The organism is Streptomyces sp. R21 (assembly GCF_041051975.1).
Lineage (GTDB): Bacteria > Actinomycetota > Actinomycetes > Streptomycetales > Streptomycetaceae > Streptomyces.
On the sequence record NZ_CP163435.1, the window covers coordinates 8,117,018 to 8,143,563 of the forward strand.

Consider the following 26,546-nt stretch of genomic DNA (forward strand, 5'->3'; position numbering starts at 1 on the left):
GCGGGGCGTCAGCGGATCAGGTAGGCGCGCCAGCCTCCGTGTGTCGTGATGTCGGGGGCGTCGGGGAGGGCGGCGGGCTCGCACAGGAAGCCGGGGACGCTGCTTCCGTCGGCCAGTTCGACCTGGCCGAGGGCCATCGGGCGGGGGAGTGCGGCGAGCAGGCGGCCGAGGCCCTCTGCGGGGAGTCGCCATACCTCGGCCTCGATCGCGGCGCCTCCCTCGCCGACGTGGACCAGGCCTGGCTTGGGCGGGACCGTCGGCAGGGCGTGCAGGCGGTAGACGGGTGCGGTCGTGGTCGTACGGTCCAGGGTGGCGCCCAGGGCGAGGAGCTGAGGGTTGAGCGGCTGGCCCGACAGGTGGGCGCCGACCACCGCGACCCGTAGCCGGGGCTGGAGCAGGGCGGCGATCCGGGCGAGCCGCTCGTCCGTGAAGGCCGGGCCGATCAGCATCACGCCGAAGGGCAGCCCGGCCACCTCACCCGCGGGGACGGCGACCGCGGCCAGGTCGAAGAGGTTCGTGGAGTTGGTGAAGCGGCCCAGACGGGCGTTGGTGCCCAGCGGGTCGGCGGCGACCTCGGCGAGGGTCGGGTGCCCGGGGGCCGTCGGCAGCATCAGGGCGTCCGCGTCCCCGAGCTCGGCGAGCGCGCGGGTGCGCAGCGCGGCCAGGCGGTCCTGGTCGGCGAAGAGCCGGTGGGCCGGGATGTCCCGGGCGCGGGTGATGATGCCCGCGACGGTGGGATCGAGGCCCGCACCGCCCTCGGCGATCAACTTATCGACAAAGTCCCCCACGGCGGTGTACCGCTCGGCGACGAACGCGCCCTCGTACAGCATCGCGGCGGCCTCGGTGAACGGCGTGAGGTCCAGCGTCCTCAACTCGGCCCCGGCGTCCCTAAGTCGGGCGACCGCGGCCTCGTATGCCTCGCCCCAGCCGTCGTCGAGCTCGCCGAGCTGCGAGAGTGCGGCGACCGCGACGCGCCAGGGGCCGGGGGCGCGCTGGGGGAGAGGTGGCAGTTCGCGGGCGGACGGCGACGCCATGTACGAGAGCGCCCGTTCGGCCTCCGGGAGGGTGCGGGCGAACACCGTCACGCAGTCGAGGGAGGCGCACGCCGGGACCACGCCCGTCGTCGGGACGAGGCCACGGGTGGGCTTGATGCCGACGATGCCGTTGAAGGCGGCGGGGACGCGGCCGGAGCCCGCGGTGTCCGTGCCGAGGGCGAAGTCCACGAGGCCTAGGGCCACGGCCACGGCTGAGCCCGCGCTGGAGCCGCCGCTGATCCGCTGCGGGTCGTAGGCGCCCCGGACCGCCCCGTACGGGGAGCGGGTGCCGACCAGGCCGGTGGCGAACTGGTCCAGGTTCGTGGTGCCGAGGGCTATCGCGCCGGCCGCGCGGAGGCGGGCGACCACCGGGGCGTCGGCCTCCGGGGTGTATGCGTATGCCGGGCAGCCGGCGGTGGTCGGGAGGCCTTGCACGTCTATGTTGCCCTTGGCCGCGAACAGCTGCCCCGCCAGGGGGAGTTGTTCGCCTGCGGCGACTCTGGCGTCGATGCTGCGGGCCTCGGACTCGACCTCCTGCTGGGGGCGGAGGTCGATCCAGACCTCGGGGCGGTCTGCGGCCTCTATGCGGGCGTAGGCCATGCGGACTCGGGTCAGGGTGGGGGTCGACATCGGTGCTCCTTGGCTGGGGTTCATTGCCGGCAGCGGGATGTGGGTGGTCTGTGCCCACCCTCCCCCACTCTCGGCTTCGCTCGATCGGGGGCGCCCCCATCGCCGTGCAGAACGCCTGCCCGCAGACCACCCACCGGGCGGGGTTTTGGCTGACGCCTGCACACAGACCGCCACGGGTCGGACGTCAAGTCGCCGTTGGAGAGGCGGGCGCGAGAACCAGCAACGCCGTTCCCGCCTCCACCTGGTCCCCCGGCCGAGCCAGCACCTCCGCCACCACACCCCCCACCGGCGCATGCACCCTCGACTCCATCTTCATGGCCTCCAGGGCGAGGAGGGGCTGGCCCGCGGTGACCTCGTCGCCCGGAGAGACATTCAACTGCCAGACGGAGGCGGCGAATTCGGCCTCGATGAGGCGGCCGCCCTCGGGGACGGTGATGTCGGCGGGGGACGCGGCCGGAGCTGAGGCGGCCTCCGCCCGGGTGAACTCGCCCGCTGCCTCCCAGGCATCCCGCTCCGCCGAGAACGCGGCGCCCTGGCTGGCGCGGAAGTCGGCGATGGAGCCGGCGTTGTCGGCGAGGAAGATCTCGTACTCGGCGAGGGAGAAGTGGCCCTCTTCGATGCGCGGGACGAAGCGGCCGGAGATGATGTCGGCGCGCAGGCCGAGGAGTTCGTCGGGCTCGACGGCGTACCACTTGATGCGGTCGAAGAAGCGCAGCAGCCAGGGCGAGCCGGGCTCGAAGGCGCCGCGCTGCTGCCAGGGCGACCACACCTGGGTGGTACGGCCGACGAACTGGTAGCCGCCGGGGCCTTCCATGCCGTAGATGCAGAGGTAGGCGCCGCCGATGCCGACGGAGTTCTCGGCGGTCCAGGTGCGTGCCGGGTTGTACTTGGTCGTCACGAGGCGGTGGCGGGGGTCCAGCGGAGTGGCCACCGGGGCGCCCAAGTAGACGTCGCCCAGGCCCAGTACGAGGTACTCCGCGTCGAACACCGTGTCGTAGACGTCCGCCACCGAGCCCAGGCCGTTGACGCGGCGGATGAACTCGATGTTCCACGGGCACCAGGGCGCGTCGTCGCGAACGCCCGCCATGTAGCGGGCGATCGCCTCCCGGGTGGCCGGGTCATCCCAGGAGAGTGGGAGGTGCACCGTGCGGGAGGGGACGACGAGCTGGTCGCTCGGTGGGAGGGCGGCAGTGATCTCCCGCACGGCCGCGAGGAGTTGGTGCTGCGGAAGCTGCGCCGGGTCGGTCTGGATCTGGAGGGAGCGGATGCCCGGAGTGAGGTCCGTGACGCCGTCGAGCCCGGCCTCGGTCACCGCCTCCATCAGTGCGTGGACGCGCATGCGCAGCGCCAGATCGAGCTGCATGGGGCCGAATTCGACGAGCAGGTTGTCGTCACCGCTGCGCCGGTACGTCACGTCGCCGTCGCGGGCGAGGATGCCTCCGTCCACGATCGCGGGCCGCGTCCGGCCGTCCGCTGCGATCGGCGCGAAGCGCACCGTGTCGCCGGGGCGGAACTGGCCGAGCTTCCAGCGTTCCGTGGAGATCACTGTCGCCGGGCAGACGAAACCGCCGAGCGAGGGGCCGTCGGGGCCGAGCAGCACCGGCATGTCGCCCGTGTAGTCGACGGCGCCGACCGAGTAGGGCGTGTCGTGGATGTTGGACGGGTGCAGGCCCGCCTCGCCGCCGTCCGTCCGTGCCCAGCGGGGCTTCGGCCCGACCAGCCGGACGCCGGTGCGCGCCGAGTTGAAGTGGACCTTCCAGTCGGCGGCGTAGAAGTCGTGGATGTCGTCCTCGGTGAAGAACTCCGGTGCGGCGTGCGGGCCTTCGAGCGCGCCGACGTGCCACACCGCGCCGATGGCAGGGCGTTCCTCGATGGGCACCGGGCGTCCCGCGTCGGTCGCCGCCCCGCCGTGCAGGACGTCTCCCGTGCGCAGCGTCCGCCCGCCGTGCCCGCCGAACCGGCCGAGTGTGAACGTGGACGCGCTGCCGAGGAATGACGGCACGTCCAGGCCGCCGCCCGCGAAGAGGACGTAGGTGCGCAGGCCGTGCTCGGCGGGGGCGCCGACCTCCAGTACGGCCCCCGCGGGCACCGTCACCGGCTCCCACTGCACGACCGGCGTGCCGTCGAGGGCGACCGGCGCGGGGGCCCCGGTGACGCACACGGTCGTGGGGTGCGCGAACCTCAACGTCGGTCCCTGCAAGGTGCATTCGAGCCCTGGCGCCCCCTCGGCGTTGCCGAGCGCCCGGTTGCCGAGCCGGAAGGAGAGGTCGTCCATCGGGCCGCACGGCGGCACCCCGACCTGCCAGTGGCCGGTGCGGCCCGGCCAGTCCTGCACGGTGGTGAGGGTTCCGCCGGAGACCACCTCGATACGCGGGGTCGGGTCGGTGACCTCCGCGAGTGTCGCCGTCGAGTGCGCCGCCGTCCGGAAAGCGTCCGTGGCGAGCGCGGCCCGCACCAGCCCGAGGTTGGTCTCGATGCCGTCGACGCGGGTCCTGGCCAGCGCCTCGTCGAGCCGTTCCAGGGCATGCGCCCGGTCGGAGCCGTACGCGATGACCTTGGCGAGCATCGGGTCGTACGACGTGGTCACCTCGGTGCCCGTCTCGACCCAGCCGTCCACGCGGACGCCCCCGGGGAACTCGACCCGGGTCAACAGGCCCGCGCTGGGCCGGTGTTCGCGCGAGGGGTCCTCCGCGTAGACGCGGGCCTCCACGGCGTGGCCGCGGGGTGCGCCCGGATCCCGTACGACATCCGAGTCGCCGCGGGCCAGGCGCAGCATCCAGGCGACCAGGTCGACGCCGTAGATCTCCTCCGTGACCGGATGCTCCACCTGGAGGCGGGTGTTGACCTCCAGGAAGTAGGCCTCCTCGCGCGCGGCGTCGTAGACGAACTCGACGGTGCCCGCGGAGCGGTAGGCGACGGCTGCGCACAAGTCGCGTGCGGAGGAGGTCAGTTGCTCGCGTATGCGAGGCGGAAGGCCCGGAGCCGGGGCCTCCTCCAGCACCTTCTGGTTGCGGCGCTGGAGCGAGCAGTCACGGTCGCCGAAGGTGACGACCCGGCCCGCGCCGTCGCCGAAGACCTGCACCTCGACATGGCGGGCGTGCTCGACGAGACGTTCCAGGAAGACCCCCGCCGAGGAGAAGGACGCGGCGGCGACACGGTGCACGCTCTCCCATGCCTCGGTCAGTTCGTCGGCGGAGCGACATGCCGACATACCGATGCCGCCGCCACCGCCGGTGGCCTTGAGCATCACCGGATAGCCGATCAAGTCGGCCTGGTCCAGTGCCTCTTCGGGAGAAGTCAGCAGCCCCGTGCCCGGTGCCAACGGCACGCCCGCGGCCTGTGCCGCCGCCCGTGCCGTGTGCTTCGCCCCGAACAGTTCCAGCTGCTCCGGCGTCGGCCCCACGAACACGATTCCGGCGTCCTCGCAGCGCCGCGCGAAGGCCGCGTCCTCGGAGAGGAAGCCGTAGCCCGGGTGGATGGCTCCCGCGCCGGTGTCCTTCGCCGCCTTCAGGACCAGGTCGGCGTCGAGGTACGACTCCTTCGCGGGCGCGGGGCCCAGCCGTACGGCCTCGTCGGCGAGCCGGACATGGGGCGCCGAGCGGTCCGGGTCGGAGTACACCGCCACGGTGCGCAGGCCGAGTTCGCGTGCCGTGCGGATGATCCGGACCGCTATCTCGCCCCGGTTGGCGACCAGCAAGGTATCGAAGCTCATGCGCGCACTCCGCTGATCGTCATCTCCACCGCCGTCGGATCGAAGCCGTTGCAGGGGTTGTTGATCTGGGGGCAGTTGGAGACGAGGACGAGCACGTCGCGCTCGGCGCGCAGGGTCAGGGCGAGGCCCGGTGCCGAGATGCCGTCGACGATGCCGAGGGTGCCGTCCTTCTCGACCGGCACGTTCATGTACCAGTTGATGTTGGAGACGAGATCGCGCTTGCCCAGGCCGTACTTGGCGCCCTCGGCAAGGAAGTTGTCCACGCACGCGTGCTGCGACCAGGTGTGGTGGCCGTACCGGAGCGTGTTCGACTCCTTGGAGCAGGCGCCGCCGACCGTGTCGTGCCGGCCGACCTGGTCCTCGACCACGGTCATCAGCGGCGTGTGCTCGTTGGACATGAGCACACTGCCCGTGGTCAGGAAGATGTTGCCCTGCGCGTGGATGGTGTCGGGCGCGCTGTAGCGGACTGCGGTGTCCTCGGCGTCGTAGACGAGGAAGTCGACGGCCTGGTTGCCGTGCAGGTCGGTGATGGTGAGTGTCTCGCCGGTGCGGACGACGGCCGACCAGGCGGCCCGGGCGGGGACGACGGCGGCCTTCGTGTGATCCCGTTCGGCGTTCGTGGCCGTGCTCATGCGAGCCCCTTCGCGGCAAGGAATTCGGCGGTGTTCAGGAAGGCGCGGCGGCCCTCGGGCGTCGTCTCCCACAGCGGGTCGCCGGGCCCGGTCGCAGCCGCGCGCCAGGCGAGCACCTCCAGCGGGGTGCTCACGTACTCCGGCCGGGGATCGGCCGGGTGCGGCGCGTTCGCGATCAGCACGGTGATGTCCTGCTCGGCGCGCAGGGTCACGCTGCCGCCGGGCCCGGCCGAGCCGGTGAAGTCCAGTGAGCCGTCGTCGCGGACCCGCACGCCCTGGAAGAAGGAGAGCGAGGGCGGCAGATCGCGCGGTGCGAGCCCGTTCTTTGCGGCGGCCAGCTTGAACAGCTCGCGGCCGGCCGGGGAGGGGGACTGCGGTGTGCCGTCCCCGTACCGCTCGGTGTTCCGTACGAGCGTGGAGGTGCCGCACAGCGCGTCGTGCCGCCCGGAGGTGTCGGCGGTCACCGAGGCCAGCACCCGGCCCTGGTCGGACAGCAGCAGCTGACCCTCGCCCAGGTAGGCGTTCCACTGGACCTTGACCGTGTCCGCCACGTTCAGCCGCTCCCATGGCCGGTCGGCGACGTACAGCAGGAGGTGCGCACATGCATCGCCGCGCAGGTCGGTCAGCCGCAGCTCGGTGCCGCGGGCCAGCACTCTGTGCGTGTAGTTGCCGCCCGCAACGGTCTCGGCCCACACCAGGTGGCCCGCCTCGCAGGGAGGAGTGGGCCAGGCACCGGCGGGGACGACGGGCATGGCCTCGGCGCGGGCGCCGTCCTGGGAACGGGCGTGGTCGCGGGCTCCGTACGTGGTCGCTGTTGCCATCGCGGGACCTCCGGATCCGGGGGTGTCGTGTGTCGGCCTCTGCAGGCGCTATTTCTGTCGCTCGACAGAAATTAGGTGCGAGGCGGGTCGCCGCGATTGCGGAGGGGTTGCCGCCCGGTTACCGAGCCCTCACGAGGATCGCGGTGAGCGACCGGACGAAGCCCGGTCGTAGATCGTCGTACGGCGTCGTGTGCGAGGATCGAACGCATGGGGACGAGCAGTGGACGCCGGGTCGGCCGGCCGCGCGCCGCGCAGCGGCCGGACACCGGCCTGTCGCCGCGCGACGAACTGCTCACCGCCGCCGCCGAGTTGTTCACCACCCGGGGCTACGCCGCCACCACCACCCGCGCCGTCGCCGAGCTGGCGGGCATGCGGCAGGCGTCCATGTACCACTACGTCTCCGGCAAGGAGGAGCTGCTCGCCGAGCTCCTGGAGTCCACTGTCACGCCCTCGCTGACCCTGGCCCGGCAGCTGCTCGCGCAGGACGAGGCCCCGGCGGAGGGCCGGCTGTGGGAGCTGTGCCGCACGGATGTGGAACTGCTCTGCGGCGGCCCGCACAACCTCGGCGGGCTCTATCTGCTGCCCGAGGTGCGCGCCGAGCGCTTCGCCGGCTTCCATGCCGTACGGGCCGAACTCAAGGACGCCTACCGGCAGTTGCTCGCCGCCACGGCCGCGGGCGGCGCGCTCGCCAAGGGTGAGCTGGATCTGCGTACGGACCTGGTGTTCGGGCTGATCGAGGGCGTCATCCTCGTCCACCGCTCCGATCCGGAGCGGCCCGTGTCGGCGTTCGCCGAGGCCACGGCGGACGCCGCGCTGCGTATCGCGGGTATCGCGGCCAACTGAGTCCTTCCGGGTCTTCCGGGGGTGTTTTCGCATGCCCGTACGTCGTCACGCACCGTGTGCGAATGAAGCCTCAGCGTGCAAATGGAGCCGAGAGTACTCCTGTCGCGCGGGTGATTTCAGGTGCTTGCTGAATATGACACAGCGATGATCCGGTCGGACTAAGCTCGCCCGCAGCGCACCGAGTTGAGATGTATTCGGGCGCTTGTTCCCAAAAGTTCCGAAGATTCAGTTTGAACCATGACGATTCCCCCACAAACCTCCCCGACCCCCCAGCCGACCTGTCTCAGAGGGCATACATGGTGAGTGTTCAATCGCCTCCCGCTGGCCGTGAACTTCCCTACGCACGCTTGCTGTTGCTGCCGGCCATAGTGATGGCCGCCGCGACCGGAGCCGCCGTCGCCGTGGTGACGGAGCCGGCCCGGATCGCCGTCGGCTTGTGCGGTGCCGTCGCGACGCTCCTCGTGCTCGCGAGCGCGGCCGAAGCCGTCCGCCGCGGCCGCATCGCCCGCGACGCGCGCGCCGAACTCGCGCGCCGGACCGCGTATCTGGAACAGCGCATAGCCGCCCACGACCAGCAGATCGTGCGCCTCGGCAGCGACCTCCTGCCCGGCGCACTGCAGCAGCTGCGCAGCGGAGATTCCCCCGCGGAGGTGATTCGCACCTTCATCGACGGTGACCCGGTCAACCGTGAAATCCCGCGCTCCCAGCGCGATCTGCTGCGCACCGTGCTGCGCATCGTCGACCGCGAGGAGTCGATGCGCGACGCCGCGCAGCGTGCCTTCGTCAACATCGCCCGACGCGTGCAGGCGATCGTCCACCAGCAGAACAACGAACTGCGGGAGATGGAGGAGGACCACGGGCGCAACCCCGAGGTCTTCGACGACCTGCTGCGCATCGACCACGGCACCGCGCTGATCGGCCGCCTCGCCGACTCCATCGCCGTACTCGGCGGCGGCCGTCCCGTCCGCCAATGGCCGGAGCCCGTCACGCTGTTCAGCGTGCTGCGCGGCGCCATGTCACGCATCTTGGAGTACCGCCGCATCGAGCTCCACTCGATCGCCGACATCGCGGTCAAGGGCATCTCGGTCGAGCCGGTCATCCACGTGGCCGCCGAACTCCTCGACAACGCCACCCGTTACTCGCCGCCGCACACCAAGGTGCACGTCACCGCCGTCGAGGTGCAGACCGGCATCGCCATCGAGATCGAGGACGGCGGCATCAGCCTCAGCGAGGAGGCCCGCGCCCGCGCCGAGAACCTGCTGCTCCAGGCCCAGCAGGGCGTCGACCTCAACGTCCTCGGCGAGGCCCCGCGCCTCGGCATGGCCGTCGTCGGGCGCCTCTCGCAGATGTTCAACATGCAGGTGTCGCTGCGCCAGTCCGCCTACGGCGGCGTGCGCGCGATCCTCGTCGTCCCGCACGACATGCTCACCAACGAGCCCGCCGTCGGCGCCGCCCACGGCATCGGCGCGGCCTCCCGGCCGACCGTGGACACCGGCGGGGTCGAGGCTCCCGCACGCAAGCCGAAGAAGCGCCGCCCGACCACCGGCCCGCGCATCCCCGCCTCGAACGGTGCATCGATGGAGGACGACGTCCCGGAGGTCACCGAGTGGACGGCCAACGGCCTCCCGCAGCGCCGCAGCAGGGTCAAGGTCCCCCTCTCCCAGCGCTACGCCGAGGCGGCGGCCGAAGCGGCGGCCGCCGAGGCCGCTGCGGCCGCGGCCCCTTCCTGGGCCGAACCGGTCCCGGAGGAGAAGGAGCCCGAACCCGGCCTGTGGGTCGAGGCGTTCATGAACGGCCTCAAGGGCGATCCGGACCCGGCCGTGTCCGAACCGACCATTCAGCCGGCCCACCTGGAGGCCGACGACGAGGGGGACCTCAAGTGATCCAGCAGCGAGCCAACTTCGACTGGATGCTCAAGGAGCTCGCCGACGGCGTTCCGGGCATCCAGCAGATCGTGGTGCTCTCCGCCGACGGACTTCGGATCGCCCGCTACGGCGGTGACCCCGACCAGGCCGACCGTGTCGCCGCCGCCTGCGCGGGCCTGCAGAGCCTCGCCGGGGCCGTGGCGGGTGAACTCCCCAACAGCGACGGCCGGATGCGCATGGTCATCATCGAGATCAACGGCGGCTACTTCTACCTGATGGCGGCCGGACCCAACGCCTACCTCGCCGTGCTCTCGAACATGACCGCGGACGCCGGGATGATGAGCAACCGCATGCGTGACCTGGTCGTCCGGATCGGTGCCCACCTGACGAGTCCGCCCCGGCGCAACGGGCAGACCGTATGACTCCTCCGCAACGCCGGCGGCGCTACCCCAAGGAAGAACCACCCGACCCTCCCGGCCAGGACGGCTCGGACGACAACGAAGGCAAGGGCGGCTCGGGTGGCCAAGAGGGGGCGAAGCCCCGGAAGAACCCCGAACGCCTCTACACCATCACGGGCGGAGGCGAGGACGGGGACCGGGCCGCCCTCGACCTGGTGACGTTAATCGTGGCGCGCGCCGACGTGCCGCCGACCGCCGCCCAGCCGGAGCAGTCGGCGCTGCTCCGGCTCTGCACGGCCCCCCTGTCCGTGGCCGAGCTCTCGGCCTATCTCAGTCTGCCGTTCAGCGTGGTGACCGTCCTGCTCACCGAGCTGCTGACGGCCGAACTGGTCCAGGCGCGCGCCCCGATCGTCCGCCAGGCGCTCCCCGACCGTTCCCTCCTCGAAGCGGTGATGCATGGACTTCAAAAGCTCTGACACGATCACGGGCCCTCGCGCCGAGGACCATCTTCCGCACACGGCCACGGCCGCCGTGAAGATCGTGATCGTGGGCGGTTTCGGGGTCGGCAAGACGACCATGGTGGGCGCCGTCAGCGAGATCAAGCCGCTGACCACCGAGGAGACCATGACGCAGGCCGGCGTCGGCGTCGACGACAACTACGGCTCGGAGAGCAAGACGGCCACCACCGTCGCCATGGACTTCGGCCGCATCAGCATCACGGACCAGCTGGTGCTCTACCTCTTCGGCACCCCGGGCCAGGAACGCTTCTGGTTCCTGTGGAACGGCCTGTTCGAGGGCGCCCTCGGCGCGGTCGTCCTGGTCGACACCCGCCGCCTGGAGGTCAGCTTCGACGTGATCGGCCGCCTGGAGGAGCGCGGGGTGCCGTTCGTCATCGCGATAAACGACTTCCCGGACGCCCCCGGCTATCCCATCGAGGACCTGCGCGGCGCGCTCGACCTGGCGGACGAGATCCCGATCATCAAGTGCGACGCCCGCCGCCGGGCCTCCAGCCGGGACGTCCTGATGACGCTGATGCGTTTCCTGCACTCCCTCGCGATGACCTCGACGCCCGCCTGACACCCGTACCGCACCGCAGACCCTTCCCCAAGACACCGGATCCAGATCAGTTTCGGAGCGATCACCGTGACGCCTGAACCCCACTTCCCGGCAGGGACGGACAACCCCATGCTCTCCCCGCCGCCCGGCTGCCCCGCGCACGACCTCGGGCCCGGCGGACTGCACCGGCTGTACGGCCCCGAGGCCGACGACCTGGGCGCGCTGTACGAGAAACTCCGCGCCGAACACGGTGCCGTGGCCCCTGTGCTGCTCCACAACGACGTGCCCATCTGGGTGGTGCTCGGCCACGCCGAGAACCTGCACCTGGTGTCCACGCCCTCGCAGTACGCGCGCGACAGCCGCCTGTGGACCGCCGTGCAGGACGGCACGGCCGGCCCCGACCATCCGCTGGCCCCGCACATCGCCTGGCAGCCCATCTGCTCCTACGCCGAGGGCGACGAGCACCTGCGGCTGCGCGGCGCGGTCACCGGCGCCATGTCGACCATCGACCACCGCGGTGTCCGCCGCCACATCAACCGTTCCACGCAGCGGCTCGTCAACCGCTTCTGCGAGGAGGGCCGCGCCGACCTGGTCGGCCAGTTCGCCGAGCACCTCCCGATGGCCGTGCTGTGCGAGATCCTCGGCATGCCCGAGGAGTACAACGACCGCATGGTGCAGGCCACCCGCGACCTGCTCAAGGGCACCGAGACGGCGATCGCCAGCAACGAGTACGTCAACGGCGTCCTCACGCAGCTCACCGCCCGCCGCCGGGCCCATCCCGAGGAGGACTTCACCAGCCAGCTCATCACGCATCCGGCGCGCCTCACCGACCAGGAGGTCACCCAGCACCTCTGGCTGGTGCTGCTCGCCGCGTACGAGGCCACCGCCAACCTGATCGCCAACGTGCTGCGGATGGTCCTCACCGACCCGCGCTTCCGCGCCCAGCTCAACGGCGGCCAGATGACGGTGCCGGAGGCGGTCGAGCAGTCCCTGTGGAACGAGCCGCCGTTCAGTGCCGTTCTCGGCTACTTCGCCAAGCAGGACACGGAGTTGGGTGGCCGGCGCATCCGCAAGGGCGACGGCCTGCTCTTCGGTATCGCACCGGGCAACGTCGACCCGCGCGTACGCCCCGACCTCAAGGCCGACATGCAGGGCAACCGCTCGCACCTCGCCTTCGGCGGCGGCCCGCACGAGTGCCCCGGACAGGACATCGGCCGCGCCATCGCCGACGTCGGCGTCGACGCCCTGCTGATGAGGCTGCCCGACGTCCAACTCGACTGCAAGGAAAACGAGTTGCGCTGGCGGGCGTCGATGTCCTCCCGCCACCTGGTGGAGCTGCCGGTCCGGTTCGCGCCGAACCAGCCGCAGGATGTCATGCAGCAGCCCGGCATGCGCCCGATGCCCAAGCAGCGCACGGACTGGCAGGTCTCGACCCCGCAGCCGCAGCCGACGGCACCCGCCCCACAGCCCGTGGGCCCGAACCCTCCCGCGCCGACCCCGGCACCCGCCCGCAGGCTCGGTGCCTGGCAGCGCTTCCTGCGCTGGTGGCGGGGTTACTGAGCCCGTCAGTCGTACGGCGGCGGCTGCGGACTACCTGGCCCACTCGTCGTACGACGACCAGGCCGCGAGAGCCCGCGCACTGCGGAAACGGTGTTCTCGCCCCGTGACCGGATCGGTGAACTCCAGGCTCCGCGCCAGCAGTTGGAGCGGACGCCGGAAGTCGCCGGGCGGCACGGGGCCGGTCACCGTCGGGTAGAGGGGGTCGCCGAGCAGGGGGAGGCCCAACGCGCACATGTGCACGCGCAGTTGATGGGTCTGGCCGGTGCTCGGCGTCAGCCGGTAGAGCCCGTGGTCGTCGCGCTGCTCCCGCAGCTCCACCGTGGTCACGGCGTTCGGCTCGCCCTCGACCTCCTGGGCCGCCATCACACCGCGCTCCTTGAGGATCCGGCTGCGCACCGTGCGTGGCAGCTCCAGCTCCTCGTCGTACGGGGCCACCGCCTCGTACTCCTTGCGCACGAGCCTGTCGCGGAACAGCGACTGGTACGCGCCCCGTTCCTCCGGTCGTACGGTGAACAGCACAAGCCCGGCCGTCAGCCGGTCGAGGCGGTGCGCGGCCCCGAGCGCCGGGATGTCCAGCTCCCGCCGCAGCCGGGCGAGGGCGGTCTCGGCGACATGGCTGCCGCGCGGGGTGGTGGCGAGGAAGTGCGGCTTGTCGGCGACCACGATGTGCTCGTCGCGGTACACGACGTCCAGCGCGAACGGCACGCGTTCCTCGTCGGGCAGCTCCCGGTGGAACCAGACGAACATGCCCGGCACGTACGCCGTGTCGGACGCCACCGCGAGCCCGTCCGCACCGACGAACAACCCCGCGTCGAGCATCCCGTCCACGACCCCGGGCCCCGCCCCCGCGAGCCGCTGCACCAGATGCTCCCGCACGGTCGCCCACTCCTCCCCCTGCGGCAGCTTGATGCGCACGGGGTCCACCCCGTGGCGCTGCGGCAGGGGCGAGGGCGGGATCCGGGTCTTTCGTCTCATCACGATCAAGCGTACGAGGCCGGCACCGCCTCGGGAGCCTCCTCCACCGCCGTCCGCGCCCGCAGGGCCCGGTAGAGCAGGCCCGCGGCCACCGTCGCGCCCAGGAACAGCAGGGTGAACCACTGGAAGTACCAGTGCCCGCCCGTCGGGTCGTACACCGCGGCGCGCGGCCAGGCCAGGTTGACGGTCATGAAGAGGCCGTACACGAGCGCGACGGCGTTGACGGGGATGCCCCAGCGGCCCAGCGAGAAGAGCGGACGGCCCTCCTCGTCCGTGCCGCCTTGGCCGTCCGGGTCCGGGAACTGCCCGCGCAGCCGCCGTACCAGCAGAGGCCCGGTGACCATGGCGTACGCGAGATAGAGCATCACGATGCAGGTGGTGCCGATCGCCAGGAACGCGTCCGGCGAGGCGAAGTTGAGCAGCAGGAGCGCGGCGGCGAGGACGCCGACAGCCAGGGCCGGGGCGCTCGGCATGCCGGTGCGCGGGTTGACCTTCGCGAGCCGCCGGGAGAGGGGGAGCTGACCGTCGCGGGCCATCGAGAAGAGCATGCGGCAGGCGGCGGTCTGGATCGCCAGGGTGGCCACCGCGATGGCCACCACCACGTCGACGAGCAGGGCACGGCCGACGCCGTCGCCGAGGCTGCTGGTCAGCACGTAGCCGAGGCCGTCGACGGCCAGGTGTCCGTCGGTGAGGCTGGGCGCGGCGAGCAGGCCGCCGAGCACGATCAGGCTCGCGAGCAGTCCCGCGGAACCGAGGGCGACCAGGATCGTGCGGGGCGCGGTGCGGCGCGGGTGGTGGGTCTCCTCGCTCATCTCGCCCGCGCTGTCGAAGCCGATCATCACGTACGCCGCCGCGAACGACCCCACCATCAGCGCGCCGAACAGGCCGGTGCTCCCGGCACCCGTGTGGAAGGTGATGCCGGGGGAGCGCTCGGAGTGGGTGAGCAGCAGCACGATGATCAGGACGGCGCCGATGATCTCGGCGGTCACGCCGACTCGGTTGATCACGGACATCACCCGGTTGTCGACGACGTTCACCAGCGTCGTCAGGACGAGCAGGATCACGCCGAGGACCGCCGCGTTAGCCGCGCCGTCCGGGCTGGTGGGTGCCGGGTCGCTGCCGATCAGCTGGAAGCCGGACCAGATCGCCGGCAGCACGATCTGCAGGGCGAGGGCCGCCGCCGCGACGACCACGATCTGCCCGATCACCATGATCCAGCCGGCGAACCAGCCGAAGGTGAGGTTCGACAGCCGCGAGGACCACTGGTAGACGGCGCCCGAGATCGGATAGCGCGCGGCCAGTTCCGCGAAGCAGGCGGCGACCAGCAGTTGGCCCACGAGGACGGCCGGCCAGGTCCAGAAGAAGACGGGGCCGCCGAACGCGTACCCGAAGGCGAAGAACTGGAAGACGGTCGTCAGCACGGAGATGAAGGAGAACCCGGCGGCGAACGAGGCGTACCGGCCCAGGCTGCGGTGCAGCTCCTGGCGGTAGCCGAAGGCGGCGAGGTCGGCGGCCCCGTCGGGGCCGGGTGGGTCGGGTCGGAGGTCGGCGGGGGCGGTGCTCGTCATGGCGGCAACCTGCTTTCGCACTGCGGCGCGAGAGTTCCTGTCGAGCGACAGAAATTAGGGAGGGCCTGTTTCGCGGGCGTCACGCCGCCGTGTCGGGGGCGGGCCGAAGTCCTCACGGTCTTGCGGCCCGCCCCTGAACGCGATACATCGTGTGTATTGACCGGCTTGGCAACTCGCGATATGTTCGGCTACGGATATTCGGAAGCGAGGTGGTCATCGTGGCGATGAGGCGCCGCAAGCTCGGCAATCCCCTGGCGCTCGCCGTGATGGCGACCCTCTGGCAGAAGCCGATGCATCCCTACGAGATCGCCCAGACGCTGCGCCGCCAGGGCAAGGACGCCAGCACGAAGATCAACTACGGATCGCTCTACACGGTCGTGCAGAACCTTGAGAAGCACGGCTTCGTCGAGGTCACGGACGTGCAGCGGCAGGGCAACCGTCCCGAGCGCACCGTCTACGGACTCACGGAGGCCGGGCGTGAGGAGATGACCGAGTGGATGTCGGACCTCATGGCGGTCCCGGCGCGGGAGTACCCGATCTTCGAGACGGCGCTCTCGCTGATGGGGGTCCTGCCCCCCGACGACGTGCTGCGCCTCCTGGAGGAACGCCTCGCCACCCTTGAGGTGCAGGCGGCGAGCGGCCGGGGCGCGCTGAAGAAGCTCTACGAGACCGTGCCGCGGCTCTTCCTGGTGGAGAACGAGTACCAGCTCCACATGGTCGAGGCACAGGTCCAGTGGGTCCGCGGCTTCCTCGACGAGATCCGGCAGGGCACCCTGCCCGGCGTCAAGGAGTGGCGCCGGTTCCACGAGACCGGGGAAATGCCCCCGGAATTCCAGGAGTTGGAGGAGCGCCCCTCCGAGGAATGACCCCGCCACGGACCCGATGCGGCCCGACACGAAACAGACCCCGGCAGAGCTGTTACAGCAGCCCTGCCAGGGTCTCGAACCCCGAACTGAACCCGCCGTGAGGCAGCTCCAGGCGATCGAGGTGCGGCACACCCAGGATAGCCCGGTGCTCTTCAGGCGGATCAGCTCGCCAGCCATGCGAGATCCCGCTCACCCAGGAGAGCAATCGTCATGACCAGCAGTGCGCCCGCCGTGCAGGCGCGGCAACTCATCAAGACCTATCCCGGCGACGTCACCGCGCTCAGCGGCATGGACGTCACCGTCGAACCGGGCACCGTCTTCGGGCTGCTCGGCCCCAACGGCGCCGGCAAGTCCACCACCGTCAAGATCCTCACCACCCTGGCCCGCCCCGACTCGGGCACCGCCACCGTCGCGGGCCACGACGTGCTGCGCCACCCCGACCGGGTGCGCCGCGCGATCGGCGTGGTCGCCCAGAGCTCGGGCGCCGACCCGGTCGCCACGGGCCGCGAGAACCTCCAGCTCCAGGGCAGGCTCTACGGCTTGAAGGGCGCCGGTCTGCGCCGCAGGGTGGACGAGCTGCTGCACCGCTTCCGGCTCACCGAGGCCGCGGACCGCCAGGTCAAGGGCTACTCCGGCGGTATGCGGCGGCGCCTCGACGTCGCCCTCGGCCTCGTCCACCGTCCCGAGGTCCTCTTCCTCGACGAGCCGACCACCGGACTCGATCCCGAGGCGCGCACCGCGATGTGGGACGAGATCGCCCGCCTCGCCGGTGACGAGGGCCTGACCATCCTGCTCACCACGCACTACCTCGAAGAGGCCGACCGGCTGGCCGAGCGCATCGCCATCGTCGACCGCGGCCGAGTCGTCGTCGCGGGCACACCGGACGAGCTGAAGGGCGAACTGCGCGGCGACGCCGTCCACTTGGAGCTGCGGGAGGCGGTCGGCGAAGCCGGTCGTACGCTGCTGGACGGCGCCCTTGTCAGCCTGCCCGGCGTGCGCGAGGTGGTGTTCGACTCGGCGCAGGCCCGCCGTATCAGTGTCCGCGCCGACGACGGGGCGGCCGCGATGCCCGCCCTGCTGGCGGCACTTGAACGCGCCGGGGTCGGGGTCGCCGCCGCCACCGTCGCCCGCCCCTCGCTCGACGACGTATACCTGCGCTACGCGGGCCGCCGTTACTCCGAGGCGGAGGCCGAAGCCGGCGCCGCCGAACCCCTCGCCCTCGCCGGAGGTGCGCGATGAGCACCGCCGTCTCGCAGACCTGGTACATGACGCAGCGTCAACTCATGGTGTTCGTGCGGCAGCCCGCCGTTCTGCTGATCACGCTGATCCAGCCGGTGGTCTGGCTGTTCCTGTTCGGGAGCCTGTTCAAGAAGGTCGTGGAACTCGGCGGCTTCGGCACCACCTCGTACCTGGACTACCTCGTTCCGGGCGTGGTCGTGATGAGCGCGCTCAGCTCCAACATGTGGGCGGGCATGACCACGCTCGACGAGATCCAGCGCGGCACGCTCAACCGGTTCCTGACCACCCCGGTCAGCCGGGCCGCCCTGATGAACGGCAACGTCGTCAACAACGGGCTGGTCACCGCGCTCCAGTCGGTCCTCATCGTGCTGCTCGGCCTGCTGGGCGGCGCCGACTACCCGGGCGGCATCGGCGGCGTCGTCGTGCTGGTCGTCGCCTCGGTGCTGCTCGGGACCGTCTTCGGGGCGCTGTCCAACGCGCTGGGCATGCTGGTCCGGGAGCGGGAGTCGATCATCGGCATCAACACGTTCCTGCTGCTGCCCCTGACGTTCCTGTCGACCGCCTTCATGGCGCCGTCACAGATGCCGGGCTGGATAAGGCATGTCGCCGACTTCAACCCGCTCGACTGGGCGATGGTGGCGGGCCGTTCGGCCCTGGCGGAGAACCCCGACTGGGGTGACGTACTGAGCCGCGGCGGCGGTCTTCTCGTGCTCGCGATCGCGGCGGTGTGGCTGTCGATCCGGACGTTCCGCTCGTATCAGCGGTCGGTGTAAGGCGGCCTGGCCCGAGTCCTGAGCCCTGCGGCGGTCGCGCTCGGCGTGACCGCCGCAGCGGAGCAGGGCTTCAGGCGGTCGGCGAGGTCTTCTCCTGCTCCGCCTCGACCTGCGCGTTCCACTCCCGCTTCGATGCCTGCCAGCCGTCCTCGTTGTGGCCGAGGCGCCAGTAGCCGGAGATCGACAGGTCCTCGCGCGCGATGGCGCGCTCGACCCGGAGCAGCTTGCGCAGCTCCTTCACGAAGGCCGCCTCGCCGTGCACGAACGCGTGCACGCGCCCCTCGGGGAACTCCAGAGCACGGACGGCCTCGACGAGCGCCTGACCGAGGGGACGCTCCCCGCGGTGCAGCCAGACGACCTCCACGTCGGAGTCGATCTTCTGCTCCTCCTCGGGTCCGGAGACCTCGATGAAGGCGCGGGCCACGGCGCCGTCCGCCAGCGACTCCAGGGCGGTGGCGATCGCGGGCAGCGCGCTCTCGTCACCGGCGAACAGATGCCAGTCGGCGGCCCCGTCCGGCGCGTACGCGCCGCCCGGGCCCATGAACCGTACGATCTCGCCCGGCTGGACGCGCACGGCCCAGGGGCCGGCGAGGCCCTCGTCGCCGTGCACCACGAAGTCGAGCGTCAGCTCGCGGTGTTCGGGGTTCCAGGCGCGCACGGTGTACGTCCGGGTCACCGGCCACTGCTCGCGCGGGAACTCCTCGCGGATGCGCTGCATGTCGAAGGGCTCGGGGTAACTGACGCCCTCCGGGCCGAAGAGCAGCTTCACGTAATGGTCGGTGCAGGTGCCCGCGGTGAACTCGGCCAGACCCTCGCCGCCCAGCACCACACGCTGCATGTGGGGCGTCAGCCGCTCGGTGCGGACGACGCGCGCGGAGTGCGGCCTCGGGGTCCTGCGTGCCGGACGCTCTGCCATGTCGGCCTCCCAGTTCACTTGCTTAGGCTTACCTAAGCTAGCACCTTCCCTCGGTCAACACCTCACACATGAAGCGTCGAAAGCAACCTCTGCAATGATCCGCCCAGGCCCCAGCGGGCCGCGAGTTCGTCCAGTGCGGCCGGATCGCGCGGTGCGTGCGGCAGCGCCGTGTCGACGTCCGGCAGCGGAACGTCACCGGCGACCTTGACGACCGTGGGCGCCACCGCCACGTAGGGACGCGATTCGTCGAGGCGCTTTCGCTGCGACGGTGTCAACTTCGCCTTCGGGTCGTCGACCGCGGCCATGATCCCCGCCAGGTCGCCGAACTCGGCGAGCAGCTTGGCCGCCGTCTTCTCGCCGATCCCGGGCACGCCCGGCAGTCCGTCGCTCGGGTCGCCCCGCAGCAGTGCCAGATCCGCGTACCCCGATCCGTCGACCCCATACTTCTCGCGCAGCCACGCCTCGTCGGTGAGCTGGAGGGTGCCCACGCCCTTGAGGGGGTACAGGACGCGGATCTCCCGCTTGTCGTCCACCAGTTGGTAGAGGTCGCGGTCGCCGGTGACGATGTCGACCGGACCGGTGGCGCGGCCGGTGAACGTGCCGATCACGTCGTCCGCCTCGTACTCCGGAACGCCCACGCGCGCGATGCCGAGTGCGTCGAGCACCGCCTCGATCACCGGCACCTGCGGCGACAGGGTGTCCGGCACCTCCTCCTCGTCCGGGCCGAGTTCGCGCTCCTCGGCCACCCGGTGCGCCTTGTAGGAAGGGATCAGGTCGACCCGCCACTGCGGGCGCCAGTCCGCGTCCATGCAGGCCACCAGGTCGTCCGGACGGTGGTCCTTGACCAGGCGGTCGATGAATTCGAGCAGCCCGCGCACGGCGTTGACGGGCGTGCCGTCCGGGGCCCTCACCGATTCGGGAACCCCGAAGTAGGCACGGAAGTAGAGGGAGGCGGTGTCGAGCAGCATCAGGCGTCTGGTCACCCTTCGCATCATGCCGTACGGCACCGACAGCGGCCCGGAACCGGCCGTGCCCCGGAGCCCGGGGCGGCCCGGCACCGGCAGTGACCTGGGCCACTCCTGTGTTTGCTTCGCATAAGCGGGGGCAGGCGCGCCCTCTGAGCGAAGGCAGTTGCGCTTTCAACTGTCCGGACGAGAGGTACACGTGTCATCCAGGCTTGAGGCAGAGCATCTGTACAAGGTGTTCGGGAGACGGACGGACGAGGCGGTGGAGCGGCTGAGCGCCGGAGCCGACCGCGAGGAACTGCGCGCCGACGGAACCACCGCAGCGGTGATCGACGCGTCCTTCACCGTCGAACCGGGCGAGATCTTCGTCGTCATGGGCCTGTCCGGATCCGGTAAGTCCACGCTGCTGCGCATGCTCAACGGGCTTCTGGAGCCGACCGCCGGGCATGTGCGCTTCGACGGCCAGGACCTCACCGCGCTCAGCGCACGCGCACTGCGCGAGGTCCGCTCGAAGAAGATCAGCATGGTCTTCCAGCACTTCGCGCTCTTCCCGCACCGCAGCGTCCTGGAGAACGCCGCCTACGGCCTGGGCGTGCAGGGCGTGCCCCGCGCCGAGCGCAACAAGCGCGCCGCCCACGCCCTGGAACTCGCCGGGCTCGCCGGCTGGGAGAAGTCCTGGCCCGACGAGCTGTCCGGCGGCATGCAGCAGCGCGTGGGCCTCGCCCGCGCGCTCGCCACCGACGCCGACCTGCTGCTGATGGACGAGTCGTTCAGCGCGCTCGACCCGCTGATCCGCCGCGACATGCAGGACCAGCTGATCGAACTCCAGCGCAAGCTGAAGAAGACCATCGTCTTCATCACCCACGACCTCAACGAGGCCATGCGCCTGGGCGACCGGATCGCCGTCATGCGCGACGGCCGCATCGTCCAGACCGGCACCGCCGAGGACATCCTCGTCCGCCCCGCCAACGACTACGTCGCCTCCTTCACCCAGGACGTGGACCGCTCCCGCGTGCTGACCGCGGGAGCCGTGATGGACACCGCCGTCCAGGGCGACGAGGTGGCGTGCGCCTGCGAGACCGCGACGCCCGAGACCTCCTTCGTGGAGCTGTGCGCGATCAGCGCCCGGCTGACCCACCCGGTCGCCGTGCTCGACGCGGAACGCAGGCTGGTCGGCCGGGTCCCCCGGCAGCGCCTGGTCGGCTTCCTCGGCGATCAGCAGGGCGAGCCCGCCCCCTGCGACAACCCGCGCGGCACGTCCGCCAAGGTGGTGAAGGCCGATGCCTAGGATCTCCTTCGGCGACTGGGTCAACGACGCGGTCGACTGGCTGCTGACCCACATGTCGTGGCTCTTCGACTTCATGAAGACCGTCTTCCAGGGCACCTACGACGGCATCGACACCGTCCTCCAGGCCCCGGAACCCCTCCTGCTGACCGGCATCTTCGCCGTCATCGCGTTCTGGTTGCGCGGCACCTCCGCCGGTGTCCTCACCTTCGTGGGATTCGCCTTCATCGACTCCCTCGATCTGTGGGAGGACGCGATGATGACCCTGTCGCTCGTCCTCGTGGCGACGCTCATCGCGCTCGTCGTCTCCGTGCCCGTGGGCATCTGGGCGGCGCGCTCCGACCGGGTCAGCGGCATCGTCCGCCCGGTCCTCGACTTCATGCAGACGCTGCCCGCGATGATCTACCTCATCCCGGCGATCCTGTTCTTCGGCACCGGCGCCCCCGCGGGCATCGTCGCCACCCTGATCTTCGCGATCGCCCCCGGCGTGCGCATGACCGAGCTGGGCATCCGCCAGGTCGACAAGGAACTGGTCGAGGCCGCCGACGCGTTCGGCACCACGCCCCGCGACACACTGCTGCGCATCCAGCTGCCGCTGGCGCTGCCCACGGTCATGGCCGGCGTCAACCAGGTCATCATGCTGAGCCTGTCCATGGCCGCCATCGCGGGCATGGTCGGCACCGACGGCCTGGGCGGCGCCGTCAACGAGGCCATCGGCCAGGTCAACGTCGGCCTCGGCTCCGAGGCCGGTGTCGCCATCGTCATCCTGGCGATCTACCTCGACCGCATGACCAACGCCCTGGGCACCCAGGTCTCCCCGCTCGGCCGTCGCTCCCTCGCCAAGCTGCGCGCCGCCCAGGGCCTGAAGATCTGGTCCTACCGGCCCCGGCCCGCCGTGGCCGTCGTCGGCGTGGTCGTCCTCGCCCTGGTCGCAGGCGGCATGGGGATCTTCGGCGGTACGACCTCCACGGCCACCGCCACCGACGCCGAGAACGTCGGCCAGGGCAAGAAGGTCACCATCGGCTACATCCCGTGGGACGAGGGGATCGCCTCCACCTTCCTGTGGAAGGAGATCCTTCAGGAGCGCGGCTTCGAGGTCGACACCAAGCAGTTCGAGGCGGGCCCGCTCTACACCTCGCTCGCCTCGGGCGACATCGACTTCCAGACGGACTCCTGGCTGCCGACCACCCACGCGCAGTACTGGAAGAAGTACGGCGAGCAGCTGGACGACCTGGGCTCCTGGTACGCCCCGACGTCCCTGGAGCTGACCGTTCCCGCGTACATGAAGGGCATCGACTCCCTGGCGGACCTCAAGGGCCAGGCGTCGAAGTTCGGCGGGAAGGTCACCGGCATCGAGTCCAGCGCCGGAATGATGGCCATGCTCAAGAGCAAGGTGCTGGGGGAGTACGGGCTCGACAAGGAGTACAAGGTCGTCGACAGCTCCACGCCCGCGATGCTGGCCGAGCTGAAGCGCGCGTACGCCAAGAAGCAGCCCATCGTCGTCACGCTCTGGTCGCCGCACTGGGCGTACAGCGACTACAAGCTGAAGAAGCTCAAGGACCCGAAGGGCGCCTGGGGCAAGGGCGACGGCGTGCACACCCTCTCCCGCAAGGGCTTCGCCCAGGACAACCCGGTCGTCGGCGGGTGGCTGAAGAACTTCAAGATGACCGAGCCGCAGCTCACCGGCCTCGAGGCGGAGATCAACAAGGCCGGCAAGGGCAATCAGCAGGACGCCGTGCGCACCTGGCTGAAGAAGAACCCGGGCCTCCTCGACAAGCTGGCCCCGGTCAAGAGCGCCGGCGCCGCAGCCGAGGCGAAGCGCCCCCTCGACGTCGCCTGGTTCCCCTGGGACGAGGACGTCGCCGTCACCTACCTGTGGAAGAACGTCCTGGCCCGCCGCGGCTACACGCTGAACCTGAAGCAGATGGACGTCGGCCCGGTCTACACCGGCCTCGCCAGCGGCGACCTCGATCTCAACTTCGACGCCTGGCTGCCGTACGCCCAGCAGAACTACTGGGACAAGAACAAGAACGATCTACGAGACCTGGGCACCTGGTACCGGCCAACCTCGCTGGAGATCGCGGTCCCGTCGTACGTCAAGGACGTCAAGTCCCTCGAGGACCTCAAGGGCAAGGCGGACACCTTCGACGGGCGGATCATCGGCATCGAGCCGGGCACCGGCGAGATGAACCTCCTCAAGAAGAAGGTGCTGCCCGGCTACGGCCTCGATAAGGAGTACAAGGTCGTTGACGGTTCAACGCCCGCGATGCTGGCCGAGCTGAAGCGCGCGTACGCCAAGAAGAAGCCGGTCGCCGTGGTCCTGTGGTCCCCGCACTGGGCCTACAGCGAGTACAAGCTGACCAAGCTCGCGGACGACAAGAAGCTGTTCGGCGAGGGCAACACCATCCGCACCATCTCCAACAAGGCGTTCCCCGGGCGGTACCCGCAGCTCACTAAGTGGATCAAGAACTTCAGGATGAGCGAGTCCGAGCTCGGCAGCCTGGAGAGCGAGATCAAGCAGCGCGGCCAGGGGCACGAGGAGGACGCCGTCGCCGCGTGGCTGAAGGAGCACCCTGACATGGTGGAGCGGATGACTCCGCAGTAGGGCGGCGACAGCACGGCAGTGAGATCGCCGTAGTACGGCGGCGGTCGTTCGAGGGGCGGGATGCGCGCGGTGGCGCATCCCGCCCCTCGCTGCGTCCCCCCGCCTCACGGCGTGATCCGGCCAACACTCCCTGTGGCGAGAATGGTGACCCTCGCGCTCCTTCGATGTGACGGCGATGTGACGGGTGCATGAAACGGTTTGCCGAACATGCGTAGGGTGCAGACAACTCATGCGGAGTACTCGTCCGAAGTACTCACCGGAGTGCTCGTTCGAGGCCCCGTCGGCCTCGTCCGAGGCAGTGGACCGACTACACGGAGGAGGGAGCCGGAGCGATGGGCGACCACAAAGAACAGCCACTTCGGGTGGGCGCGGCCGTCCGGCGGCGGCGCCGGGCACTCGACCTGACCCTCGCCGTCGTGGCCGAGCGCAGCGGCCTGTCGGTCCCCTTCCTGAGCCAGGTGGAGAACGAGCGGGCCCGGCCGAGCCGGCGCTCCCTGGAGAGAGTCGCCGACGCGCTCGGCACCACCGCCGTCGAACTGCTCGCCGCGGCCGACCCGGCGTGCAGCGTCGACGTCGTGCGCGCCGACACCTCGGAGTTGACGCCCCCCGCCCCCGAGGCCCGGGTGCGCCCGCTGGTGCGCGGTCATCACCAGCTGCACGCCACGGAGTTCACGGGCGAGCACGAAGAGGGCCGCGAACTCCAGCACCGCAACGACAAGTTGATGTACGTCGCCGACGGCGGCGTCGAGGTCGAGGCGGAGGGCCGCGCCCACCGGCTGGGCCGCGGCGACACGATGTACCTGACCGGCGGAGTGCGCCACCGCTGGCGGGCGACCGTGCCGGACACGCGGGTCGTCGTGGTCGAGGTCGCCGACCACATCGACGCGGTCGAGGACCAGCACGCCGCGTTCGGCAGGCGCTGACCTTTGCAGGGCGCGTACGGTGCCGCGGTGCGCGTGGTCTCGCTCGTGCCCTCGCTGACGGAGGCCGTGGCCGTGACGCTGCCCGGTGCCCTGGTCGGTGCGACCGACTGGTGCAGCCGTCCGGCGGACCTCGACGTCGTACGCGTCGGGGGCACCAAGAACCCCGGGATCGACGGGATTCTCCGGCTCGCCCCCGACCTGGTCGTCGCCAACGAGGAGGAGAACCGCGCCCCCGACCTCGCGGCCCTGTGCGCGGCCGGGATCGAGGTGCTCGTCACCGAGGTGCGCGACGTGCCGGAGGCCTTCCGGGAGCTGGAACGCGTGCTGTACGCCTGCGGGGCGGGCGCCCGGCCGCGATGGCTGGACGAGGCGGAGGAGGCGTGGGCGGCGCTGCCGGTTCCCGACCGCCGTACGACCGCCGTCGTGCCGATCTGGCGGCGGCCCTGGATGGTTCTCGGCCACGACACCTTCGCCGGTGACGTGCTGGCCCGGCTGGGCGTGGACAACGTGTACGCGCGGCACGCGGACCGCTATCCGAAGATCCCGGTCGAGGAGCTGCGCGCCGCGGCCCCGGACCTCGTCGTCCTGCCCGACGAGCCGTACCGTTTCACCGCCGACGACGGACCCGAGGCGTTCGAGGGCGTGCCCTGCGCGCTCGTCGACGGACGTCATCTCACCTGGTACGGGCCCTCGTTGGGCGAGGCCCCACGGGTCATCGGCGCGGCGCTGCGAGCAGCTCGCCGCTGACCAGACCGCGGGCCGTGCGGACCGCAGCGACCGACCAGGCGGCCACCAGCAGGACGTACAGCCCGACCGCCAGCCCGTCGAAGGCCGCGAGTCCCGTGTGCCGGGCCAGCCCCTCCGCGCCGGTCACGCCCGTCCCCACCGGGAACGTGAACGCCCACCACGTCATCGCGAAGCCCATGCCCCGGCGGCGGGCCCGCAGCACCATGGCCGCGGCCAGCGCCAGCCAGAGCAGGGCGAAGCCCATGACCGGGACGCCGTACAGGACGGCGAAGACGCCGAAACCGCCGTCGTACGGCGCCGGTACGACACCGGGGGCGACGTCCGCGAACTTGCCGGCCGCGGTCGCGGACTGGCCGAGCGGGCCGAGGACCAGGAACAGGGTCGGGGTGAGCGCGAGGGGGAGCGGGCCCCCGGTGATGAGCCGGGCGACGATCACCGGCAGGACCACGAGGACGGCGATGAGGCTGATGCCGAACATCGCGAAGCAGGCGAGCAGCAGGGTCTCCCGGGCCTGTCCGGCCGGGAGGTGCGGGACGAGAAGGGGGCCGAGGGCGGCGGAGACCATCGGGGCCACGAGGGGCAGCAGCCATACGGGGGTCGCCTGGCCGGGCTCGATGCGGTGCCGGACGACCATCAGGTACGGGACGGCCACCGCGGCGACGAGTCCGACGGCCGTGCCGGCGCCGAACAGCACGGTGTCGGTCGCGACCGCCGCGGGGGTGCCGATCCAGTCCCGGCCCACGGTCAGCGCGCCTCCGCCGACGGCCAGCAGGGCCATCGCGAGGCAGCCGTAGAAGGGGGCCATCGCCGGGTCGAGGAGGTGGGCGCGGGCCTGGTCGCGGTGGTGGATCCAGTGCAGCGTCCGGGCGACGAGGAGGGTGACGAGCATCGCCAGGGACAACGCCCAGACTGCGGTGCAGGCCGTCCGCAGGCCCGGTACGTCGCCGGGGAGTCCCGCGCCCGCCGAGGCCACGATCGCGGTGCCCATCACCGAGGCGTACCAGTTCGGGCCGAGGTGCCGGACGGCGGCGGCGCGCGGGCGCCCGGGGTGCCGGAGGCGGGTGACGGCGACGGGGAGGGGCTGGGCTGCGGTGACCATGACTCCACCGTGCTGGCGGGGCGGGCTGCCCACC

At 71.1% G+C, this 26,546-nt stretch carries 22 protein-coding genes; 13 read left to right on the plus strand and 9 right to left on the minus strand.

Annotated elements, in window-relative coordinates:
* Positions 1-8: 8 nt before the first annotated feature.
* The 4 genes from atzF to AB5J56_RS36165 form a co-directional block, all read right to left on the minus strand.
* Positions 9-1,664 carry an allophanate hydrolase gene (gene atzF / locus AB5J56_RS36150; protein ID WP_369239172.1) on the minus strand — a complete coding sequence of 552 codons (1,656 nt, stop codon included), beginning with the start codon at positions 1,662-1,664 and terminating at the stop codon, positions 9-11.
* A 184-nt stretch (positions 1,665-1,848) separates the two neighbouring features.
* Positions 1,849-5,376: a 5-oxoprolinase/urea amidolyase family protein gene (locus tag AB5J56_RS36155; RefSeq protein WP_369239174.1), complete on the minus strand. Its 3,528-nt coding sequence runs from the start codon at positions 5,374-5,376 to the stop codon at positions 1,849-1,851.
* Entirely contained in the window at positions 5,373-6,008 is a 636-nt protein-coding gene (locus AB5J56_RS36160; RefSeq protein ID WP_369239176.1) for an urea amidolyase associated protein UAAP2, read from the minus strand. The genes AB5J56_RS36155 and AB5J56_RS36160 overlap by 4 nt, the downstream gene beginning before the upstream one ends.
* Positions 6,005-6,829: an urea amidolyase associated protein UAAP1 gene (locus AB5J56_RS36165; RefSeq protein ID WP_369239178.1), complete on the minus strand. Its 825-nt coding sequence runs from the start codon at positions 6,827-6,829 to the stop codon at positions 6,005-6,007. The genes AB5J56_RS36160 and AB5J56_RS36165 overlap by 4 nt, the downstream gene beginning before the upstream one ends.
* Before the next feature lie 207 nt (positions 6,830-7,036).
* Here AB5J56_RS36165 and AB5J56_RS36170 point away from each other — a divergent pair, with 207 nt between their 5' ends.
* The 6 genes from AB5J56_RS36170 (at position 7,037) to AB5J56_RS36195 (ending at position 12,551) form a co-directional block, all read left to right on the plus strand.
* Complete coding sequence (locus AB5J56_RS36170; RefSeq protein WP_369239180.1) at positions 7,037-7,672, plus strand: TetR/AcrR family transcriptional regulator; 636 nt, start codon at positions 7,037-7,039, stop codon at positions 7,670-7,672.
* Between the two features lie 296 nt (positions 7,673-7,968).
* Complete coding sequence (locus tag AB5J56_RS36175) at positions 7,969-9,555, plus strand: ATP-binding protein (protein WP_369239182.1); 1,587 nt, start codon at positions 7,969-7,971, stop codon at positions 9,553-9,555.
* Complete coding sequence (locus tag AB5J56_RS36180) at positions 9,552-9,959, plus strand: roadblock/LC7 domain-containing protein (RefSeq protein WP_369239184.1); 408 nt, start codon at positions 9,552-9,554, stop codon at positions 9,957-9,959. Before AB5J56_RS36175 ends, AB5J56_RS36180 begins: the two co-directional genes overlap by 4 nt.
* A complete protein-coding gene (locus AB5J56_RS36185) occupies positions 9,956-10,411 on the plus strand; it encodes a DUF742 domain-containing protein (protein WP_369239186.1) in 456 nt (151 codons plus the stop codon). The genes AB5J56_RS36180 and AB5J56_RS36185 overlap by 4 nt, the downstream gene beginning before the upstream one ends.
* Positions 10,392-11,012, plus strand: a complete 621-nt coding sequence (locus tag AB5J56_RS36190) for an ATP/GTP-binding protein (RefSeq protein ID WP_369239188.1) — start codon at positions 10,392-10,394, stop codon at positions 11,010-11,012. Before AB5J56_RS36185 ends, AB5J56_RS36190 begins: the two co-directional genes overlap by 20 nt.
* A 66-nt stretch (positions 11,013-11,078) precedes the next feature.
* Positions 11,079-12,551 carry a cytochrome P450 gene (locus AB5J56_RS36195; protein WP_369239190.1) on the plus strand — a complete coding sequence of 491 codons (1,473 nt, stop codon included), beginning with the start codon at positions 11,079-11,081 and terminating at the stop codon, positions 12,549-12,551.
* A 30-nt stretch (positions 12,552-12,581) separates the two neighbouring features.
* Here AB5J56_RS36195 and AB5J56_RS36200 read toward each other — a convergent pair whose 3' ends face one another.
* Both AB5J56_RS36200 and AB5J56_RS36205 read right to left on the minus strand, forming a co-directional pair.
* Positions 12,582-13,526 (minus strand): pseudouridine synthase, encoded by a 945-nt coding sequence (locus tag AB5J56_RS36200; protein WP_369239192.1) that lies wholly within the window; start codon positions 13,524-13,526, stop codon positions 12,582-12,584.
* A 5-nt stretch (positions 13,527-13,531) separates the two neighbouring features.
* Entirely contained in the window at positions 13,532-15,094 is a 1,563-nt protein-coding gene (locus tag AB5J56_RS36205; RefSeq protein WP_369239194.1) for an amino acid permease, read from the minus strand.
* A 224-nt stretch (positions 15,095-15,318) separates the two neighbouring features.
* On the opposite strand from AB5J56_RS36205, the gene AB5J56_RS36210 reads away from it, so the two are divergent.
* From AB5J56_RS36210 to AB5J56_RS36220, 3 genes are all read left to right on the plus strand, one after another.
* On the plus strand, positions 15,319-15,960 hold the full coding sequence (locus AB5J56_RS36210; RefSeq protein ID WP_369242996.1) for a helix-turn-helix transcriptional regulator: 642 nt from the start codon (positions 15,319-15,321) through the stop codon (positions 15,958-15,960).
* Between the two features lie 210 nt (positions 15,961-16,170).
* The gene (locus AB5J56_RS36215; RefSeq protein ID WP_369239196.1) at positions 16,171-17,199 is read left to right on the plus strand and encodes an ATP-binding cassette domain-containing protein; all 1,029 of its coding nucleotides are present in this window, start codon (positions 16,171-16,173) and stop codon (positions 17,197-17,199) included.
* Positions 17,196-17,972, plus strand: coding sequence for an ABC transporter permease (locus AB5J56_RS36220; RefSeq protein WP_369239198.1), 777 nt, complete (start codon positions 17,196-17,198; stop codon positions 17,970-17,972). The genes AB5J56_RS36215 and AB5J56_RS36220 overlap by 4 nt, the downstream gene beginning before the upstream one ends.
* A gap of 70 nt (positions 17,973-18,042) precedes the next feature.
* Here AB5J56_RS36220 and AB5J56_RS36225 read toward each other — a convergent pair whose 3' ends face one another.
* A complete protein-coding gene (locus AB5J56_RS36225) occupies positions 18,043-18,888 on the minus strand; it encodes a siderophore-interacting protein (RefSeq protein ID WP_369239200.1) in 846 nt (281 codons plus the stop codon).
* Positions 18,889-18,950: 62 nt separating this feature from the next.
* Positions 18,951-19,880, minus strand: coding sequence for a 5'-3' exonuclease H3TH domain-containing protein (locus AB5J56_RS36230; protein WP_369242998.1), 930 nt, complete (start codon positions 19,878-19,880; stop codon positions 18,951-18,953).
* Between the two features lie 172 nt (positions 19,881-20,052).
* Here AB5J56_RS36230 and AB5J56_RS36235 point away from each other — a divergent pair, with 172 nt between their 5' ends.
* The 4 genes from AB5J56_RS36235 (at position 20,053) to AB5J56_RS36250 (ending at position 25,413) form a co-directional block, all read left to right on the plus strand.
* The gene (locus AB5J56_RS36235; protein ID WP_369239202.1) at positions 20,053-21,141 is read left to right on the plus strand and encodes a glycine betaine/L-proline ABC transporter ATP-binding protein; all 1,089 of its coding nucleotides are present in this window, start codon (positions 20,053-20,055) and stop codon (positions 21,139-21,141) included.
* The gene (locus AB5J56_RS36240) at positions 21,134-23,743 is read left to right on the plus strand and encodes an ABC transporter permease/substrate binding protein (protein ID WP_369239204.1); all 2,610 of its coding nucleotides are present in this window, start codon (positions 21,134-21,136) and stop codon (positions 23,741-23,743) included. Before AB5J56_RS36235 ends, AB5J56_RS36240 begins: the two co-directional genes overlap by 8 nt.
* A 332-nt stretch (positions 23,744-24,075) precedes the next feature.
* Complete coding sequence (locus AB5J56_RS36245) at positions 24,076-24,666, plus strand: helix-turn-helix domain-containing protein (RefSeq protein ID WP_369239206.1); 591 nt, start codon at positions 24,076-24,078, stop codon at positions 24,664-24,666.
* A 27-nt stretch (positions 24,667-24,693) separates the two neighbouring features.
* Positions 24,694-25,413 (plus strand): helical backbone metal receptor, encoded by a 720-nt coding sequence (locus AB5J56_RS36250; RefSeq protein ID WP_369239208.1) that lies wholly within the window; start codon positions 24,694-24,696, stop codon positions 25,411-25,413.
* On the opposite strand, the gene AB5J56_RS36255 is transcribed toward AB5J56_RS36250, so the two are convergent.
* Positions 25,379-26,512 carry a TDT family transporter gene (locus tag AB5J56_RS36255; RefSeq protein ID WP_369239210.1) on the minus strand — a complete coding sequence of 378 codons (1,134 nt, stop codon included), beginning with the start codon at positions 26,510-26,512 and terminating at the stop codon, positions 25,379-25,381. The two genes, AB5J56_RS36250 and AB5J56_RS36255, sit on opposite strands and share 35 nt — an antisense overlap.
* Between the last annotated feature and the right edge of the window lie 34 nt (positions 26,513-26,546).

Bases quoted from the DNA above. Each gene is read 5' to 3' on its own strand.
- AB5J56_RS36245 (WP_369239206.1), top strand. From the start codon at position 24,076: ATGGGCGACCACAAAGAACAGCCACTTCGGGTGGGCGCGGCCGTCCGG.
- AB5J56_RS36210 (WP_369242996.1), top strand. From the start codon at position 15,319: ATGAGGCGCCGCAAGCTCGGCAATCCCCTGGCGCTCGCCGTGATGGCG.
- AB5J56_RS36190 (WP_369239188.1), top strand. From the start codon at position 10,392: ATGGACTTCAAAAGCTCTGACACGATCACGGGCCCTCGCGCCGAGGAC.
- AB5J56_RS36165 (WP_369239178.1), bottom strand. From the start codon at position 6,829: ATGGCAACAGCGACCACGTACGGAGCCCGCGACCACGCCCGTTCCCAG.
- AB5J56_RS36220 (WP_369239198.1), top strand. From the start codon at position 17,196: ATGAGCACCGCCGTCTCGCAGACCTGGTACATGACGCAGCGTCAACTC.
- AB5J56_RS36175 (WP_369239182.1), top strand. From the start codon at position 7,969: ATGGTGAGTGTTCAATCGCCTCCCGCTGGCCGTGAACTTCCCTACGCA.
- AB5J56_RS36185 (WP_369239186.1), top strand. From the start codon at position 9,956: ATGACTCCTCCGCAACGCCGGCGGCGCTACCCCAAGGAAGAACCACCC.
- AB5J56_RS36215 (WP_369239196.1), top strand. From the start codon at position 16,171: ATGACCAGCAGTGCGCCCGCCGTGCAGGCGCGGCAACTCATCAAGACC.
- AB5J56_RS36240 (WP_369239204.1), top strand. From the start codon at position 21,134: ATGCCTAGGATCTCCTTCGGCGACTGGGTCAACGACGCGGTCGACTGG.
- AB5J56_RS36255 (WP_369239210.1), bottom strand. From the start codon at position 26,512: ATGGTCACCGCAGCCCAGCCCCTCCCCGTCGCCGTCACCCGCCTCCGG.
- AB5J56_RS36230 (WP_369242998.1), bottom strand. From the start codon at position 19,880: ATGCGAAGGGTGACCAGACGCCTGATGCTGCTCGACACCGCCTCCCTC.
- AB5J56_RS36205 (WP_369239194.1), bottom strand. From the start codon at position 15,094: ATGACGAGCACCGCCCCCGCCGACCTCCGACCCGACCCACCCGGCCCC.
- AB5J56_RS36225 (WP_369239200.1), bottom strand. From the start codon at position 18,888: ATGGCAGAGCGTCCGGCACGCAGGACCCCGAGGCCGCACTCCGCGCGC.
- AB5J56_RS36170 (WP_369239180.1), top strand. From the start codon at position 7,037: ATGGGGACGAGCAGTGGACGCCGGGTCGGCCGGCCGCGCGCCGCGCAG.
- AB5J56_RS36200 (WP_369239192.1), bottom strand. From the start codon at position 13,526: ATGAGACGAAAGACCCGGATCCCGCCCTCGCCCCTGCCGCAGCGCCAC.
- atzF (WP_369239172.1), bottom strand. From the start codon at position 1,664: ATGTCGACCCCCACCCTGACCCGAGTCCGCATGGCCTACGCCCGCATA.
- AB5J56_RS36155 (WP_369239174.1), bottom strand. From the start codon at position 5,376: ATGAGCTTCGATACCTTGCTGGTCGCCAACCGGGGCGAGATAGCGGTC.
- AB5J56_RS36160 (WP_369239176.1), bottom strand. From the start codon at position 6,008: ATGAGCACGGCCACGAACGCCGAACGGGATCACACGAAGGCCGCCGTC.